General features: G+C 57.4%; 13 protein-coding genes. 7 read left to right on the forward strand and 6 right to left on the reverse strand.

The genetic code is table 11. The features are described from left to right. Nucleotides 1-44: 44 nt before the first annotated feature. Nucleotides 45-1367 carry an ABC transporter substrate-binding protein gene (locus tag ACODS3_RS13615; RefSeq protein ID WP_201002014.1) on the reverse strand — a complete coding sequence of 441 codons (1323 nt, stop codon included), beginning with the start codon at nt 1365-1367 and terminating at the stop codon, nt 45-47. Nucleotides 1368-1607: 240 nt separating this feature from the next. Then, the gene (locus ACODS3_RS13620; RefSeq protein WP_489034750.1) at nt 1608-2513 is read right to left on the reverse strand and encodes an AraC family transcriptional regulator; all 906 of its coding nucleotides are present in this window, start codon (nt 2511-2513) and stop codon (nt 1608-1610) included. A gap of 105 nt (nt 2514-2618) precedes the next feature. Between ACODS3_RS13620 and cobF the strand changes: the two genes are divergently transcribed. Continuing rightward, entirely contained in the window at nt 2619-3374 is a 756-nt protein-coding gene (gene cobF / locus ACODS3_RS13625; RefSeq protein WP_201019550.1) for a precorrin-6A synthase (deacetylating), read from the forward strand. Here the strand turns inward: cobF and ACODS3_RS13630 are convergent, their stop codons facing one another. Both ACODS3_RS13630 and ACODS3_RS13635 read right to left on the reverse strand, forming a co-directional pair. Continuing rightward, complete coding sequence (locus tag ACODS3_RS13630) at nt 3375-4643, reverse strand: glycosyltransferase (RefSeq protein ID WP_489034900.1); 1269 nt, start codon at nt 4641-4643, stop codon at nt 3375-3377. A gap of 46 nt (nt 4644-4689) precedes the next feature. Then, complete coding sequence (locus ACODS3_RS13635) at nt 4690-5049, reverse strand: response regulator (protein ID WP_201019551.1); 360 nt, start codon at nt 5047-5049, stop codon at nt 4690-4692. Nucleotides 5050-5396: 347 nt separating this feature from the next. Here ACODS3_RS13635 and ACODS3_RS13640 point away from each other — a divergent pair, with 347 nt between their 5' ends. From ACODS3_RS13640 to ACODS3_RS13660, 5 genes are all read left to right on the forward strand, one after another. Next, nucleotides 5397-8897, forward strand: coding sequence for a response regulator (locus ACODS3_RS13640; RefSeq protein ID WP_201019552.1), 3501 nt, complete (start codon nt 5397-5399; stop codon nt 8895-8897). Between the two features lie 40 nt (nt 8898-8937). Then, nucleotides 8938-9759, forward strand: coding sequence for a CheR family methyltransferase (locus ACODS3_RS13645; RefSeq protein ID WP_201002024.1), 822 nt, complete (start codon nt 8938-8940; stop codon nt 9757-9759). Then, nucleotides 9756-10370, forward strand: a complete 615-nt coding sequence (locus ACODS3_RS13650) for a chemotaxis protein CheB (RefSeq protein ID WP_201019553.1) — start codon at nt 9756-9758, stop codon at nt 10368-10370. Before ACODS3_RS13645 ends, ACODS3_RS13650 begins: the two co-directional genes overlap by 4 nt. Further along, nucleotides 10364-11545, forward strand: a complete 1182-nt coding sequence (locus tag ACODS3_RS13655) for a hybrid sensor histidine kinase/response regulator (RefSeq protein WP_489034754.1) — start codon at nt 10364-10366, stop codon at nt 11543-11545. The genes ACODS3_RS13650 and ACODS3_RS13655 overlap by 7 nt, the downstream gene beginning before the upstream one ends. Nucleotides 11546-11721: 176 nt before the next feature. After that, nucleotides 11722-12099 (forward strand): response regulator, encoded by a 378-nt coding sequence (locus tag ACODS3_RS13660; protein WP_201002030.1) that lies wholly within the window; start codon nt 11722-11724, stop codon nt 12097-12099. Between the two features lie 19 nt (nt 12100-12118). Here ACODS3_RS13660 and ACODS3_RS13665 read toward each other — a convergent pair whose 3' ends face one another. Continuing rightward, on the reverse strand, nt 12119-14149 hold the full coding sequence (locus ACODS3_RS13665) for a response regulator (RefSeq protein ID WP_489034757.1): 2031 nt from the start codon (nt 14147-14149) through the stop codon (nt 12119-12121). Then, entirely contained in the window at nt 14146-15630 is a 1485-nt protein-coding gene (locus ACODS3_RS13670) for an ATPase domain-containing protein (protein WP_201019556.1), read from the reverse strand. Before ACODS3_RS13670 ends, ACODS3_RS13665 begins: the two co-directional genes overlap by 4 nt. A 203-nt stretch (nt 15631-15833) precedes the next feature. On the opposite strand from ACODS3_RS13670, the gene ACODS3_RS13675 reads away from it, so the two are divergent. Beyond that, nucleotides 15834-16646 (forward strand): crotonase/enoyl-CoA hydratase family protein, encoded by an 813-nt coding sequence (locus tag ACODS3_RS13675; protein ID WP_201019557.1) that lies wholly within the window; start codon nt 15834-15836, stop codon nt 16644-16646. Nucleotides 16647-16650: the final 4 nt, after the last annotated feature.

Below are 16650 nucleotides of genomic sequence, written 5' to 3' on the forward strand. Positions count from 1 at the left end.
GCGGGAGTCGAGGGGCAAGTGCCCCTCGGCTTGAGTCGTGAGGCCTACTTTTTCGGGTAGCCGGCTCGTTTCATGTCGCGCTCGGTGGAGTTTTGCGCCATTTTCAAGGCGTTCTCCACTGTCGACTGACCGATCAGTGCAGCCGAGAACTGCTGGCCGACACTGGTGCCGATGGCCTGGAACTCGGGAATGGTCACCAACTGGATGCCCACGTAAGGCACCGGCTTGAGCGTTGGTGTCTTGGGCGTCACGGCCATCAGCGATTTGAGGGTGATATCGGCGAATGGCGCGGCTTTCTTGTATTCATCCGTGTAGGTCGATGCCCGCGTACCTGGCGGTACGTTGGATACGCCGTCTTTCTCGGCGACCAGAGCGGCATATTCCTTGGACGTTGCCCACTGAGTGAAGGCCTGGGCGTCCTTGGTGTTCTTGGCACTGGTCGGAATCGCCAGCGACCAGGAATACAGCCACGACGAGCCTTTTTCCGTCACTTGATGAGGCGCATAGGTAAAGCCGACATGGTCGGCAACCTTGCTCTGGCTCTTGTCGGTGACAAAGGAGCCGGCCACGCTGGCATCGACCCAGATCGCACACTTGCCGCTGTTGAACAGCGCCAGGTTCTCGTTGAAACCGTTGCTCGATGCGCCCGGCGGGCCGGACTGTTTCATGGTGTTGACGTAGAAGTTGAGGGCGTCTTTCCATTCCGGCTGATCGAACTGGGGTTTCCATTGTTCATCGAACCAGCGTGCGCCGTAGGCGTTGGCCACTGTGGTAATCAGCGCCATGTTCTCGCCCCAGCCGGCCTTGCCGCGCAGGCAGATGCCGTATTGCTCCTTGGACTTGTCAGTGAGCTTGCCTGCGAACTCGGCAATCTGGGTCCAGGTCGGACGCTCCGGCATGGTCAGCCCTGCGTTCTGGAACAGATCCTTGCGGTAGTAGGTAATCGAGCTTTCTGCATAGAACGGCAGGGCAAACAACTTGCCGTCCACGGACAGGCCGTCGCGCACCGACGGGAAAACATCATCGAGCTGGTAGCTGGCAGGCAGATCCTTCATTTCCTGCAACCAGCCCTTGGCGCCCCACAGTGAGGCTTCGTACATGCCGATGGTCAGCACGTCGAACTGGCCGCCCTTGGTGGCGATGTCGGTGGTCAGACGCTGGCGCAGGACGTTTTCTTCCAGCACGACCCAGTTGAGCTTGATGTCAGGGTGTTGTTCTTCAAAGGTCTTGGAGAGGCGTTGCATGCGAATCATGTCGCTGTTGTTGACCGTGGCAATGGTCACGGTCCCTGCAACAGCGTTGCCGCCGAACAGGAAACCGGCGCTGAGGACTGAACTGGCAAGCAGTAATTTTGCTGGGGTCTTCATTGATCACTCCTCGTCCATGCTCTGGGAGTCATGGAGGGTCGGTTATTGTTTTTGTCTCTTCCGGAGGTGAGGAAGATGTGAGCTGATTACAACGACCTTGAGACGCGATGACAAATCCTGCACCGCACTTCAACTGATACTTTTTTGCATTCGGCAGTGCTTTGAAAACGCACCGCAACCGCGCTCAGGCAGGCTGCAATGCAGAATCAGCGTAGACGAGATGGCCGCAGGCAGGGTGAATCAGTACAGGTTCTGCTCGGTCAGGCGCTGGACGGCAAGGCGTCGATAGTGTGACGGCGTCATCCCTTTGAGCTGCTGGAAGCGGCGGTTGAAGTTGGAAATGTTATTGAATCCCGACTCGAAGCAGATATCCGTCACCGGCTTGTCGCCATCGGCCAGCAGCTCACAGGACTTGCTGATGCGCAGGCGATTGACGAACTCCACGAAGCAGCGACCGGTAGCCTGTTTGAATACACGAGAGAAGTACGTCGGTTTCATGCCCAGGTATTCGGCGACCTCTTCAAGGGGCAATTCGCGCCCATAGTGGGCAAAAATGTAATCCACCGCCCGGTTGGTGCGCTCAACGCTGTGCTCGTCGGCCATGTGCGACACCGTGGTTCCCGAGAGCAGTTGAAAGTCGTCGCTGGCCGCCAGCAGCTCCAGCAGAATCAGGAAGTGCCCGAGCCGGGTGATACCGCTGGAGTCGGCGATTTTCTGCATCAGCTTCATGGCCTGACGGATCGTGCGCTTGCAGCGGAACTCGATGCCGTACCGGGCGCGCTCCAGCAGCGGGGTCAGGCTCTTGAGTTCGGTAAACACCTGGTTGCCGCTTTCCAGCAGTTCATCGGTGAAATTGACCAGCATGTCGCGCTTGGTCACTACTTCATCTTCCTGAATCTGGCTGATCCAGTTGTGCGGCAGGTTCGGCCCGGTGAGGAACAGGCTGCCGGGGTTGAAGTTGCCAATGTAGTCACCGACGAACACCTTGCCTGAACTGGCGACGATCAGATGCAGCTCGTATTCCTTGTGGAAATGCCAGCGCACCAGCGGGCAGGGGAAACCGTGTTCGCGGTAGATGATCGACAGGCCATTGTGATCGTCCATCAATTCGTAGGAAGGGTCTGTGATTCTTGTTGTTCTTGTCATGGTCTGACCGCCTTCAGAAGTTGCCAGTCTGCTAATGTGCCTTAATTGTTCTATTCATGCCCAGTCGTCTAATGCTGTCCGCATCGAAACCGGAGTCATTGCCTGATGAAACAGATCCTTCTGATCGGTATTGGTGCCGGAGATCCCGAACAAATTACAGTGCAGGCCATCAATGCCCTGAACCGCGCCACGGTGTTCTTCCTGCTGGACAAGGGCTATGCCGAGGATGATCTGCTGCGCCTGAGAAAAGACATCTGTCAGCGTTATATCCAGAACGACAACTATCGACTGGTGCAGGTCCGGGACCCGCAGCGCGAAGATGATCCTCAGGGCTATGAGCGCGGCATCGAACATTGGCATGAGCAGCGGGCGGTTCTGTTCGAGCGGCTGATCGGTGATGAACTGAGAGCGGGGGAGGTCGGGGCGTTTCTGGTCTGGGGGGACCCGTCGCTGTACGACAGCACCCTCAGGATTCTCGATCAGGTACTGGCGCGTGGCCGGGAGGTCTTCGAGTATCAGGTGATTCCCGGCATCACCAGCGTTCAGGCGCTGGTAGCACGACATCGGGTGCCGCTGAACCGCATTGGCGAACCGATCCGCATCACCACCGGCAGGCGATTGGCTGCCATGCCCGAGAGTGAACTGGATAATGTGGTCGTCATGCTCGATGCACACTGCACTTTCGAGCGCTTTGTCGGGCAGGGGCTGGATATCTACTGGGGGGCTTATCTGGGCACGCCGGACGAGATCCTGCTGTCCGGCCCGCTCGATCAGGTCTGTGGGCAGATCAGGCGGCTACGGGACGAAGCCCGCAGCCGCAAGGGCTGGATCATGGATACCTATCTACTGCGCAAATGTTGATCAATCCTTGCGATTCTTCGCCTCGATCCACTGCGCCATGTACTGAGTACTTTTGTGGTGGTGATGGCGCAGCATCGCGCCGGTGAAGTTGGTGAGGCGATGGCGCGACAAGTCCTGACGCAGGGTTTCGATACGTTCGATCAGGCTCGCGCAGTGTTGCCTGTGCTGAAAGCGTGCCTGAAGGATGGTCCCGCCCGCGGTCTGGGCTTCAGTCCACAAGGTCTGATCCTGATACAGGCGCACCGCCGCGCTGGCGATTTCGCTGGCGCTGCGGGCAATTGCGCCAGGCCATGGCAGGTCGCCGCTCATGGCTTCGGCGCCCACGGGCGTCGTTACCGAAGGCGTGCCGCTGAGCATGGCATCCATCAGCTTGCCCTTGATGCCCGCCCCGAAGCGTATCGGTGCCAGGCATATGCGCGCGGCAGACATCACTTGCAGGGCGTCTTCGGCCCAGTTCATGACATGAAAACCCTGCGCCGCGTTATGCAGAGCGGTGGCCTTGGGCGGTGTGTAGGCGCCATAGATATGCAATTGCGCAGTCGGCAACTGTTGGCGAATCAGCGGCCAGATGGCGTTTTTCATCCAGAGCACGGCATCCCAGTTGGGCGCATGCCGGAAGTTGCCGATGCTGAGAAAGTGCGCCCGCTGCTCGAACGGCGTCACGCTGTCCGGTACGCCATCGAGCATCAATGGGCACCAGTGCAGCAGGGATTTCGGCACGCCGAACTGGCCGCTCAGCAGGTCGATCTCCACGTCAGAAACCATCAGGTTGAGGTCGCAGCGATAGAGTGAGGCCACTTCGCGCTGGGCCAGATCGCTGCTGGCGATTCGGGCAAAGAGGCTTGAGTGGTCGATCGCGAAAAAGTCATTCAGATCGTCAGGCTCTGACGATTCATTCAAATGATCCTTGAGAATCTGATGGCGTGTATGGCGCAGGCTCTGAAAGTCGGAAGTTTCCAGTACCCGCAAGGCATTCGGGCAATGCTTTTCAACGCGCCAGCCAAATTGCTCTTCGATGAGAAACTGGTCGAACAGCACGATATCGGGCTGTAGCTCACTGACGAAGGTATCGAAGCTGCTGCTGTTGAGCTCGATATGGACTTCTTCAATCCCCAGGCTTTTCAGGTCGGCCCGGTGTTCACCTTCGGTGGCCGGGCTGGCGAAGGTGATGTGCCAATCCTGTTCGAGAAAACACTGGATCAGTTGCATGACATGGCCGCTGGCCGCGGAGGAACGGGGCTCGGGCCATACATAACCAATGATCAGCAGGCTGGTTTTTACTCGGGGCGGAGTCTGTGCAGGGTGAACGTCATGATTAGCCAAGGATGCTTTTTACCTTGTCGCGCAGGTCATCGATGGAAAACGGCTTGCCAATCGAATGCATGCCATCTGGGACTTCGATGTTTTCCGAATAGCCGCTGGCAAACAGGACCGGCAGTTGCGGGCGCAGTTGCCGGGTTTGTCTGGCCAGCTCCGTACCACGCATGTCAGGCAGGCCCTGATCGGTCATCAGCAAGTCGATGTGAGTGGCCTCGTCCTTGATATGGGCCAGCGCCTCCTGGGCGTCCGACGCTTCAAGTACCTGATACTCCAGTTCTTCAAGCACATCGACGATCAGCATGCGTACGATGCTGTCATCTTCGACCACAAGAATGGTGTTGGCTGCGTCAGGCATGGCGATTTCCTAGAAAATGGTAGTGAAGGCTACGCACTGGCGCAGCCTGCGGGCTTTTGTACGAAAAGTCACTGCGTTTGGATCATGCAGCCGTCAAAAACAGCCTGGTCTGATCGGGACGGGTGATTTCTTGCCCATTCCTTCCATCAGTAAATAAAACACAACCAGAAGTTCCGTCAGAATCGAATCGAATAGCTATCCTTTGCCAGCAGGCTTTATTCGCTTGATGTGGGCGAGCTTATCGCCGATTTATGTGTGAGATTTCAATCCTCTATGTGAGAAAACTGAGTCTTTTTCTTGCCGTTGCGGCAAACTCTAACGTTTTGATATATCGCCAGGGACTTTTCATGATCCGGACGTCTGTCGTCGATGAACAGCGCTTTCGCAAGTTATTGGTTCGTAATGTCAGTCTGCCGCTGGGTGTTGGCGTTTTAAGTGCGTTTTTCTTTGTCTTGCTGATCACCTATCTGCTCTCGGTCATCCAATGGGTCGAGCATACGGATCGGGTCATCAATAGCACCAACCGCTCCATGAAACTCTCCATCGACATGGAGACGGGGATGCGCGGTTTTCTGCTGACCGGCCAGGAAAGCTTTCTTGACCCTTATGAAGTCGCAAGACCTGTGCTCAAGGCAGAGCTGAAAACCCTGGCAGAACTGGTTGCCGATAACGCGACGCAACTGGATCGTTTTCGCCGACTGGCCACCCTGCATGAGGAGTGGGAGCGTTTCGCTCAGGAGATGATCGATCTGCGTCGTCAGAGTGGGGATTATCGGACGGCTACCCAGTCAGGGCGTGGCAAGCGTATTACCGATGAAATCCGCTCCGAGTACGATCAGGCCATTTCCATGGAGCAGCAGTTGCGTCTTGCACGCAATGCCGACGTGACCCGCACGACCATTGCGTCGGTGGTGCTGTACCTGATCTTTGTGCTGACGGTCAGTGGCATCCTCGCTTACTTCGGAAGGCGTGATCTGCTTTCTCTTTCAAATACCTACAGCGCAAACCTCAGTCAGCTCGAAGATAACGCTGAGCGCCTGCAGAAGGTCGCCTGGTTGCGTAATGGTCAGAGCGAACTGGCTGAGCAGGTCCTGGGGCAACTGACTCTCAACACCCTCGGGCTGCATATTCTGCAATTCTTTGCCCAGTACCTGGGCGCGGTTGTTGCGGCTGTTTATGTTCGCCAGGAGCATGGTGGTCTGCAGCGTGTGGCCTCTTACGGCCTTTCCCGAGAGCAGGAGCAGCAGGAGCAGACAATCTTCAGCGGTGAGGGCGTTATCGGTCAGGCCGCGCAGCAGAACCGCATCGTCACGCTCAATGAACTGCCCAGCGATTACTTCAAGTACAGCTCGGGTCTGGGCGAAGGTCTGCCGCGCAGTGTCGTGATCGTGCCCACCACCAATGACGATCAGGTCAATGGTGTGGTCGAACTGGGCTTTCTGCGGGCGCTGACCGACAAGGACACCGAATTCCTGGAGCTGGTGGCAGCGAATGTAGGGACTTCCATCGAAGCGGCGCGTTATCGCCAGCGCTTGCAGGAAGTCCTGACCGAAACCCAGCAGCTCAACGAAGAGTTGCAGGTCCAGCAGGAAGAGTTGCGCACCGCCAACGAAGAACTCGAAGAGCAATCGCGCATCCTCAAGGAATCCCAGGCGCATCTGGAAACCCAGCAGGCCGAGCTTGAGCAGACCAATACCCAACTGGCCGAACAAAGCCAGGCGCTTGAAGACCAGCGCGACATCCTGGACAGCAAGAACGAAGAGCTGAGCCTGGCCCAGGTTGAGTTGCAGGCCCGTGCCGATGAGCTGCAACGTTCCAGCAAGTACAAGTCCGAATTCCTGGCCAACATGTCCCATGAGCTGCGCACGCCGCTCAACAGCTCGCTGATCCTGGCCAAGCTGCTGGCTGAAAACCCGACAGAGAACCTCACCGAAGAGCAGGTGAAGTTTGCCGAGTCGATCTATTCGGCGGGCAATGACCTGCTGAACCTGATCAATGACATTCTGGATATCTCCAAGGTCGAGGCGGGCAAGCTGGAGGTTCGGCCGGAGAACAGCAGTGTGTCGCGTCTGGTGGATGGCCTGCGCGGCCTGTTCCAGCCTTTGGCGACCGACAAGAATCTGGACTTCAGCGTGGAGGTGCAACCTGGCACGCCGACCATGCTGTTCACCGACCGCCAGCGTCTGGAGCAGATCCTCAAGAACCTGCTGTCCAACGCGATCAAGTTCACCGAGAGCGGTTCTGTCAGCATGATCGTCTCCCGCCAACCGGGAGCGGGCATTGTGTTTACCGTGCGCGATTCCGGGATCGGGATTGCCCAGGAGCATCAGCAAAGCATTTTCGAGGCCTTCCGTCAGGCCGACGGCACGACCAACCGTCGTTACGGCGGCACCGGTCTGGGGTTGTCGATTTCCCGCGATCTGGCAGCGTTGCTTGGCGGTTCCATCAGCGTCACCAGCGCGCCGGGGCAGGGCAGTATTTTCTCTCTGGTGCTGCCGGAGCAATACGTCGATCAAGGGCGTGAAGAGGATGCTGGCGAGCGCTCAGCGATCATTTCCTCACCCGTCGTCACGCTGCCGGTTGTGAGCCCGCCCGTTGCCGAGCCTGTGTCGGCAAAACCTCAGCCGACCTTTGCCGATGATCGCCACAAGGCGCCGTTCAGCGGTCGCTGCATTCTGGTCATCGAGGATGAAGTGTCGTTCGCCCAGATTCTTTTCGATCTGGCCCACGAACTGGGATACGACTGTCTGGTCGCCCACGCCGCCGATGACGGCTTCAATCTGGCGGCGCAGTACACTCCCGACGCAATCCTGCTGGACATGCGCCTGCCGGATCACTCCGGGCTGACCGTGCTGCAACGCCTCAAGGAACTGGCGCCTACCCGGCACATCCCGGTGCATGTGATTTCCGTCGAGGATCGTCAGGAGGCCGCCATGCACATGGGGGCCATCGGCTATGCCGTGAAGCCGACCACCCGCGAAGAACTCAAGGATGTATTCGCCAGGCTCGAAGCCAAGCTGACCCAGAAGGTCAAGCGCATCCTGCTGGTCGAGGACGATGCTTTGCAGCGTGACAGCATCGCGCGTCTGATTGGCGACGATGATATCGAGATCACCGCAGTGGGGTTCGCTCAGGAAGCTCTGGATCTGTTGCGCGAGAACATCTACGACTGCATGATCATCGACCTCAAGTTGCCGGACATGCTGGGTAATGAATTGCTCAAGCGCATGTCCACCGAGGACATCCGTGCTTTCCCGCCGGTGATCGTTTACACGGGGCGTAATATGACCCGTGACGAAGAAGCCGAGCTGATGAAGTATTCGCGCTCGATCATCATCAAGGGTGCCCGTTCGCCGGAGCGTCTGCTCGATGAGGTGACGCTGTTTCTGCACAAGATCGAGTCGCAGCTCTCCAACGAGCGCCAGAAAATGCTCAAGACCGCACGCAGCCGTGACAAGGTCTTCGAGGCTCGCAAGATCCTGGTGGTCGATGACGACGTACGCAATATCTTTGCCCTCACCAGCGCTCTGGAGCACAAGGGTGCCGTGGTCGAGATCGCTCGCAACGGCCTTGAGGCAATTGCCAGGCTCAACGAGGTCGAGGATATCGATCTGGTGCTGATGGACGTGATGATGCCGGAAATGGATGGTTACGAAGCGACTGTCGAGATCCGCAAAGACCCGCGCTGGCGCAAGCTGCCGATCATTGCGGTGACTGCCAAGGCGATGAAGGATGACCAGGAGCGTTGCCTGCAAGCGGGCTCCAACGATTACCTGGCCAAGCCGATCGATCTTGACCGGCTATTCTCGCTGATCCGGGTCTGGCTGCCGAAAATGGAACGTATTTGAATGGCAGTGGCCCAACCGATTCACTCTTTCAGGTTTTTTCATGGTCCTTGATCGAAACGCTGATATCGAGCTGCGACTGCTGATTGATGCTATTTACCTGAAGTACAGCTACGACTTTCGGGATTACTCCGGCGCTTCCATCAAGCGTCGGGTCAGTCATGCCTTGCGCCAGTTCGATTGCAGCACCATCTCCGCCTTGCAGGAGCGGGTGCTGCATGACCCGGCGGCCTTCATGCAATTGCTGCAGTTCCTGACCATTCCGGTCAGCGAGATGTTTCGTGATCCTTCGCACTTTCTGGCGATTCGCCAGGAAGTCGTGCCATTGCTCAGAACCTATCCCTCGATAAAGGTCTGGATCGCTGGATGCAGCACAGGGGAGGAGGTTTATTCGATGGCCATCCTGCTGCGCGAAGAGGGTTTGCTGGAGCGCACCATCATTTACGCCACCGATATCAACCCGAACTCGCTGGAAAAGGCCAAGCAGGGGATCTTCCCCATGGAAAGCGTGCGCGCCTATGCCGATAACTACCGCAAGGCCGGTGGTCAGCGCGAGCTCTCGGATTACTACACATCGGCCTATGATTACGCGATATTCGACAAGACCCTGCGTGAGAATGTCACCTTTGCCGATCATAGTCTGGCCACTGACAGCGTGTTTTCCGAAACGCAGCTCATTTCATGCCGTAATGTGCTGATTTACTTCAACAAGAACCTTCAGAACCGAACGTTCGGGCTGTTCCATGAGTCGCTGTGCCATCGCGGGTTCCTGGCGCTGGGCAGCAAGGAGACTCTGGATTTCTCCGCGTACAGCAATGCTTTCGAGACATTGGTGAAGCCGGAACGGATCTACCGGAAAAAATGAAAACGACGTTCAGTGCCGAGTCGCAGAATTGCCCCCTGCCGGCCGTAGATGCCATTGTTGTCGGCGCTTCGGCTGGGGGTGTGGAAGCATTGCTGAAAATATTCAGCCTGCTCAGGCCCGGCTTCCGTCTGCCGATCATTACTGTCCTGCATCTGCCTGAGGAGCGACGCAGCCAGTTGGCCCATGTGTTCCAGAATCGTCTGGAGATACCGGTCAAGGAAGCTGACGACAAGGAGTCGATTGTGCCGGGCACGCTGTATTTTGCGCCCGCCGGTTACCACCTGTCGGTTGAAAACGATCAGAGCTTTTCATTGAGCCAGGAAGAGCGTGTGTTTCATTCTCGGCCCAGCATCGATATCTTGTTCGATTCGGCTGCCGATGCCTTTGGCTCACGCCTTGCGGGCATTTTATTGACCGGTGCCAACAACGATGGCGCGCTCGGATTGGCGCACATAAAGAGATACGGTGGCTTTACCGTGATCCAGGACCCTGATCAGGCCCTGGCACGTACCATGCCGGAGGCGGCTCTGGCGCTTCATTCGCCCGATTACCTTCTGCCTTTGAATGAGATAGGCCAACTGCTGGTCGAGCTGGAACGAATCGCATGCTAAATGAAATCCAGGCAAAACTGCTGATAGTCGACGATTTGCCGGAAAACCTGCTCGCCCTCGAAGCGTTGATAAAGCGCGATGACCGAGAAGTCTACAAGGCTCTTTCGGCAGACGAAGCCTTGTCTCTGCTGCTGCAGCACGAATTCGCCCTGGCCATTCTCGACGTGCAGATGCCCGGTATGAACGGTTTTGAGCTGGCCGAGATGATGCGCAGCACCGAGAAGACCAAGAACATCCCCATCGTTTTTGTCAGTGCGGCAGGGCGTGAGCTCAACTACGCCTTCAAGGGCTATGAAAGCGGCGCAGTGGACTTCCTGCACAAGCCGCTTGATATCCATGCGGTCAAGAGCAAGGTCAATGTGTTCGTCGAGCTTTATCGTCAGCGCAAGGCGGTGAAACTGCAGGTCGAGGCACTGGAGCAGAGTCGTCAGGAGCAGGAGGTGCTGCTCAAGCGCTTGCAGGCGACACAGGGCGAGCTTGAGCATGCGATCCGCATGCGCGATGACTTCATGTCCATCGTTTCCCATGAAGTGCGTACGCCACTCAATGGCCTGATCCTTGAAACCCAGCTGCGCAAGCTGCATCTGGCCAAGGACAACGCTTCGGCTTTCACCATGGAAAAACTGCGTGGCATGGTCGATCGCGACGAGCGCCAGATCCAGAGCCTGATCCGGTTGATCGAGGACATGCTCGATGTGTCCCGTATCCGCACCGGCAAACTGTCGATCCGGCCGAGTGCTTTTGACCTGAGCGAACTGGTCAGCCAGTTGCTGGAGAACTTCTCCGCCCAGATTACTGCGACCGAATCCACGATCACCCTGTTTGCCGATGACACGGTCATTGGTGTCTGGGACGAATTCCGGATAGAGCAGGTGGTGGCCAACCTGCTGACCAACGCCATGCGCTACGGCGCCCGCAAGCCGATTGAAGTGCGTGTGTACTGTGACAACGGAGAGGCACGGGTCGAAGTGATCGACCAGGGGATCGGTATTTCCGGGGAAAACCAGAAGCGCATCTTCCAGCAGTTCGAGCGGGTAACGGCCAAGCATGCCGTTGCCGGCCTGGGGCTCGGGTTGTTCATCTCCGAGCAGATCGTCCTGGCCCATGGCGGCCGGATTGTCGTGGAAAGCGAAGAGGGCAAGGGCTCGACATTCCGGGTCTGCCTGCCTCTGTAGGAGCGAATTCATTCGCGAGAGGTCGGTACATCCCCAAAAAATGTATCGCCTTCAAATGCTGTCTCGCGAATGAATTCGCTCCTACAGAGGTTTGCAAATTTTCGGGAAAAATTAGCGCAACCTCTACAGAGCGCCGTGGTCGTATTGGCAGCTATTTACAGAACAAAGGCAGTTCCATGAGCGCTGATGCAGAAAACGTCGTACTAATCGTCGAAGACGAACCCCTGATCTTGATGCTGTTGGCCGACTATCTGTCGGGCGAGGGCTATCGAGTCTTGCAGGCCACCAACGGCGAGCAGGCGTTCGAGATTCTTGCGACAAAGCCCCATCTGGACCTGATGATCACCGACTATCGCCTGCCAGGCGGCTTTTCCGGTGTGATGATTGCCGAGCCGGCAGTCAAGCTGCGGCCTGAACTCAAAGTGATCTTCATCAGCGGCTATCCTGCGGAAATTCTCGATTGCGACAGCCCGATCACTCGCAAGGCACCGATTCTGGCCAAGCCATTCACCATGGAAACCCTGCATACGCAGATCCAGCGCCTGCTGGCCTGAAACGTCCAGAATGGAGGCTTCAGGCCTCGATCATCTCTCGTACCTTGGATGTCAGGTGATCAAACGCAAAGGGCTTGGTGATCATCTGCATGCCCGTGTCCAGAAACCCCGAGCGTGCCGCCGCATGTTCGGCATAGCCGGTAATGAACAGCACTTTCAGCTCTGGCCTCAGTTGCCGGGCTATTTCCGCCAGTTGCCGACCGTTCATGCCGGGCAGGCCGACGTCACTGATCAGCAAGTCAATGCGTTGATCCGACTCCAGAATCGGTACGGCTCCACGGGCATCGCCGGCTTCTATGAAGGCATACCCCAGTTCGCCGAGCACTGCGCTGACCAAGGCCCGTACGGCTGGATCGTCTTCGACTATAAGTACGGTTTCGCCTTCTTTGGCAAAAAGGGTGTTGCCCTGATAGCTCTGCTCGTTTTCAGGCTGATCGCCCTGGAAGCGCGGCAGGAATAACTGCACTGCCGTACCGCGGCCCATTTCGCTCTTGATGGCGACATGACCATGAGACTGTTTGCTGAAACCGTAAATCATCGACAGCCCGAGCCCCGTTCCCTGGCCGATGGGTTTGGTGGTGAAGAACGGGTCAAAGGCGCGGCTGACCACGGCTTCCGGCATGCCACAACCGTTGTCGCTGACGTTCAGCACTACATAGTCGCCCGGCAGAAGGTTTTCATGGGCGTTGGTGAACGACTTGTCCAGCCGCTGATTGAAGGTCTCGATCTGCAACTGCCCGCCATCGGGCATGGCGTCCCGAGCATTGAGCACCAGGTTGAGCAGGGCATTTTCCAGTTGGTTGGGGTCGGCCTCGGCGGTCCATAGCTCTGCATGCAGGCGCATGTCCAGGTGAATGCTTTCGTTGAGGCTGCGCTGGATCAATTCGCCCATTGAACTGATCAACTGGTTCATCTCTACAGGCTTTGAGTCCAGTGACTGGCGTCTGGAAAACGCCAGCAGACGATGGGTGAGGGCGGCTGCACGGTTGGCGGAAGTCACGCCCAGGTCGATCAGGTTGTCGAGGTCTTCGATGCGGCCCCGGGCCAGACGTCGTCTGATCAGCTCAAGGCTGCCGATGATCCCCGTCAGCATATTGTTGAAGTCGTGGGCGATGCCGCCGGTCAACTGGCCGACAGCTTCCATCTTTTGCGACTGGCGCAGGATCTCTTCTTTATGGCGCAGTTGCGAAGTGCGCTCTTCGACCTGCTGTTCAAGGGTTTCGTTGAGGCTTCTGAGCTGGGCTTCGGCCTGTTTGCGCTCAGAGATATCGGAGGTCACTCCGGACAATGCGCTGACCTGGCCGTTCTTGGCCCGTATGGCCCTTGCGCGTACATCGACCCAGTTGACCGAACCGTCGGGCCAGATGTCCCGGTATTCAATGATGAAATCGACGCCTGTATCCAGGCTGCGCTGCAAGGCCGATTGCATGCGTGGCTGGTCTTCGGGGTGAACCGTTTCCAGCCAGTCGTCGTAGGTGAAGTTTTCGTGCTCTTCACGGCCATAGTGGGATTTGCTGATGGCCGAGCAGGTCAGCACCATAAATCCGGCCTCCAGTTGCCATGAACCGAGCCGACCTGCCTTGAGGGCGTTTTGCAAACGCCTTTCACCCTCCACAAGATCCTCCATGCGTGCCCGAGCCTCGTACTGGCGTCGACGGCCGCGCACGGCTGTGGACACCAGGCTGACCAGCGTGATGGGGTGGAAGGGGCGTTCCAGGAAAGTGACGTTGCCCAACAGGTTGCCCAGACGTGCCGAAGGGTTCTGGTCCGGGCCGCCATGGTGAGTGAGCAACACGATAGGCAGGTCTGACCAGGCGGGCTGGTTGGCCAGAAGGCTCACCAGCGGATCGATATCCGCACCGCGCAGTGCCTCATCGGCAATGATCGCGAGTCCCGCTCCGGCAGCCAGTTCCTGGCCTAGTTCGTTGAGATCGCGGGCTATGGTTGCTCCATAGCCCGCTTCCTCAAGGATCATTACCGCAATCTGACTGTCACGTCCTCTGGGGGCCAGAATGACAGCCCGCTCCGATAACAATCCGCTGACACTCACTCGTCTTCATCCTTGAGCAGTGGCTTGCTTTCGCCAAAGTAATCGGGAGCGCCGCGCAAGACACCCTGAAAGGCTGATAACGGCTCGCCTATTCTCAGGCCGCTCCTGCCAATGCGGTATTCGCGAATCGTCGATTCGTGAGTGCCGGTTCGTTTCTTGATGATGGATATGGCCCTGCGAATCTGGCCGAGCGCTTCAAAGTAGCGCAACAGGATGACGGTATCTGCCAGATAGGTAATGTCCACTGGCGTTTGCATATCGCCGACCAGGCCGTGTTGCGCCACGGTCATGAAGGTCGAGGCACCTTGTCGGTTGAGATAAAGCAGAAGTTCATGCATGTGCAGAACCAGTGAGTTCTCTTCCGGCATTGCCGCCTGATAGCCGTTTATGCTGTCGATGACAACGGTCTTGATCTGCTTGTCATCCACGCAGCGGCGCACCCGATGGGAAAACTCCCCCGGAGACAACTCGGCAGCGTCCACCTGCTCGATCATCAGGTTGCCCGTGGCCTGCAAGGCCTTGAGGTCGATGCCTATCTTTTTCATCCGGTCAAACAGCAGGCCCAGTTCTTCGTCGAAGATGAACAGGCCGACCCGCTCGCCACGAGATACGGCCTGTGCGGCGAAGACCAGTGCGATCAACGATTTGCCAGTGCCGGCCGGGCCGAGGATCAGCGTACTTGAGCCGCTGTCCGTACCACCGCCGAGCAAGTCGTCGAGTTCCTTGATGCCGCTGCCCAGTTGCGTGCGGATGTAGTCATTACGGTGTTCGGCCGCGACCAGGCGCGGGAACACATGGATTCCGTCTTCCATGATGGTGAAGTCATGGAAGCCGCCGCGATACTTCTGACCGCGATACTTGACGATCTTGAGGCGTCGCCGTTCTGCGCCATAGTTGGGTGTCAGTTCTTCCAGGCGGATGACGCCGTGGGCGACGCTGTGTACGGTCTTGTCCAGAGACTCCGTAGTCAGGTCGTCGAGCAGAATGACGGTCGCGTCATAGCGAGCGAAGTAATGCTTGATGGACAGAATCTGCCGTCTGTAGCGCAACGAACTCTGCGCCAGCAGGCGAATTTCCGAAAGGCTGTCTATGACTACGCGAGATGGCCTGATGCGCTCCACCACGTCAAAGATCTGCCGTGTTGCTTCCCCCAGCTCAAGGTCGGAGGAGTACAGCAGGCTTTGATGCTGCTCGGTATTGAGCAGGCTTTCAGGAGGCGTCAGCTCGAAAATCTCGATATGCTCATCCAGTTCCCAGCCATGGGAACGTGCTCCCTCACGCAGCTCTCGTTCGGTTTCCGAGAGTGTGATGTAGAGGCAGACTTCACCCGTTTGCGCACCCGCCAGCAAAAACTGCAGCGCTACGGTGGTCTTGCCGGTTCCGGGTTCCCCTTCGAGAAGGAAAACATGATTGCGTGAAAGACCACCCGAAAGGATGTCGTCCAGACCTTCTATACCGGTTACCGCTTTTGAATTTTCCAAGTATTGCCCTCTTGTTTCCGATTGCAGGCAATGAATCTGGACCCCTTGAGGCCTCGACGGTTCATACTTTTTATGTGTCAGGCCATGGAACATGGCCGATTCGCGGTCCGGGAAATGTCACAAAAGTCGTCTTACGGCAGTTGTGAAGGGCTTGGTATAGTCCGGGCCAGTCAAAACAATAATCACCTCTGAGGATGATGCCCGTGTCCGATTACCAAGCCTTTCTCGTCGAACTGACCGATCACATTGCTCATGTGCAGATTAATCGACCAGACAAGGTCAATGCCATGAGCGCTGCCTTCTGGAGTGAAATAATCGAGATATTCCAGTGGGTCGAGGAGAACGATGAGGTGCGTGTCGTCGTTTTGAGTGGTGCGGGCAAACATTTTTCCTCGGGGATCGATCTGGCGCTGCTGGCTTCCATCGCGGGGCAGATGGGCAAGGATGTCGGGCGCAATGCGCGGATGTTGCGGCGCAAGATCCAGCAGATGCAGGCTTCGTTCACTGCGGTGGACAACTGCCGCAAGCCCGTGCTCGCTGCAATTCAGGGCTATTGCCTGGGCGGCGCCATCGACCTGGTTTCCGCGTGCGACATGCGCTACGCCGCAGCCGACGCGCAATTCTCGATCCGTGAAATCGATATGGGGATGGCTGCCGATGTCGGGACCCTGCAACGCCTGCCACGGATCATCGGTGACGGCATGATGCGTGAGCTGGCTTATACCGGGCGCACCGTGGGTGCCGAAGAAGCCCAGCGCATCGGTCTGGTCAACAGCACTTTTGCCGATGCGCCGAGCCTGTTGGAAGGTGTCTTCGCCATCGCCCGTGAAATTGCCGCCAAGTCTCCTATCGCGATAGAGGGCACCAAGCAAATGATCGGTTACATGCGCGACCATCGCATTGACGATGGCCTTGAGCACGTTGCCATCTGGAACTCTGCCATGTTGCAATCGGCAGACCTCAAAGTGGCCATGGCGGCGCACATGAGCAAGCAGAAGCCTGTTTTCGACAATTGAGGAG

The sequence above is a fragment of the Pseudomonas sp. FG43 genome (genome assembly GCF_057809175.1).

Coding starts and splice junctions, on each gene's coding strand:
- ACODS3_RS13615 (WP_201002014.1), bottom strand. CDS start 1,367: ATGAAGACCCCAGCAAAATTACTGCTTGCCAGTTCAGTCCTCAGCGCC.
- ACODS3_RS13620 (WP_489034750.1), bottom strand. CDS start 2,513: ATGACAAGAACAACAAGAATCACAGACCCTTCCTACGAATTGATGGAC.
- cobF (WP_201019550.1), top strand. CDS start 2,619: ATGAAACAGATCCTTCTGATCGGTATTGGTGCCGGAGATCCCGAACAA.
- ACODS3_RS13635 (WP_201019551.1), bottom strand. CDS start 5,049: ATGCCTGACGCAGCCAACACCATTCTTGTGGTCGAAGATGACAGCATC.
- ACODS3_RS13640 (WP_201019552.1), top strand. CDS start 5,397: ATGATCCGGACGTCTGTCGTCGATGAACAGCGCTTTCGCAAGTTATTG.
- ACODS3_RS13645 (WP_201002024.1), top strand. CDS start 8,938: ATGGTCCTTGATCGAAACGCTGATATCGAGCTGCGACTGCTGATTGAT.
- ACODS3_RS13650 (WP_201019553.1), top strand. CDS start 9,756: ATGAAAACGACGTTCAGTGCCGAGTCGCAGAATTGCCCCCTGCCGGCC.
- ACODS3_RS13655 (WP_489034754.1), top strand. CDS start 10,364: ATGCTAAATGAAATCCAGGCAAAACTGCTGATAGTCGACGATTTGCCG.
- ACODS3_RS13660 (WP_201002030.1), top strand. CDS start 11,722: ATGAGCGCTGATGCAGAAAACGTCGTACTAATCGTCGAAGACGAACCC.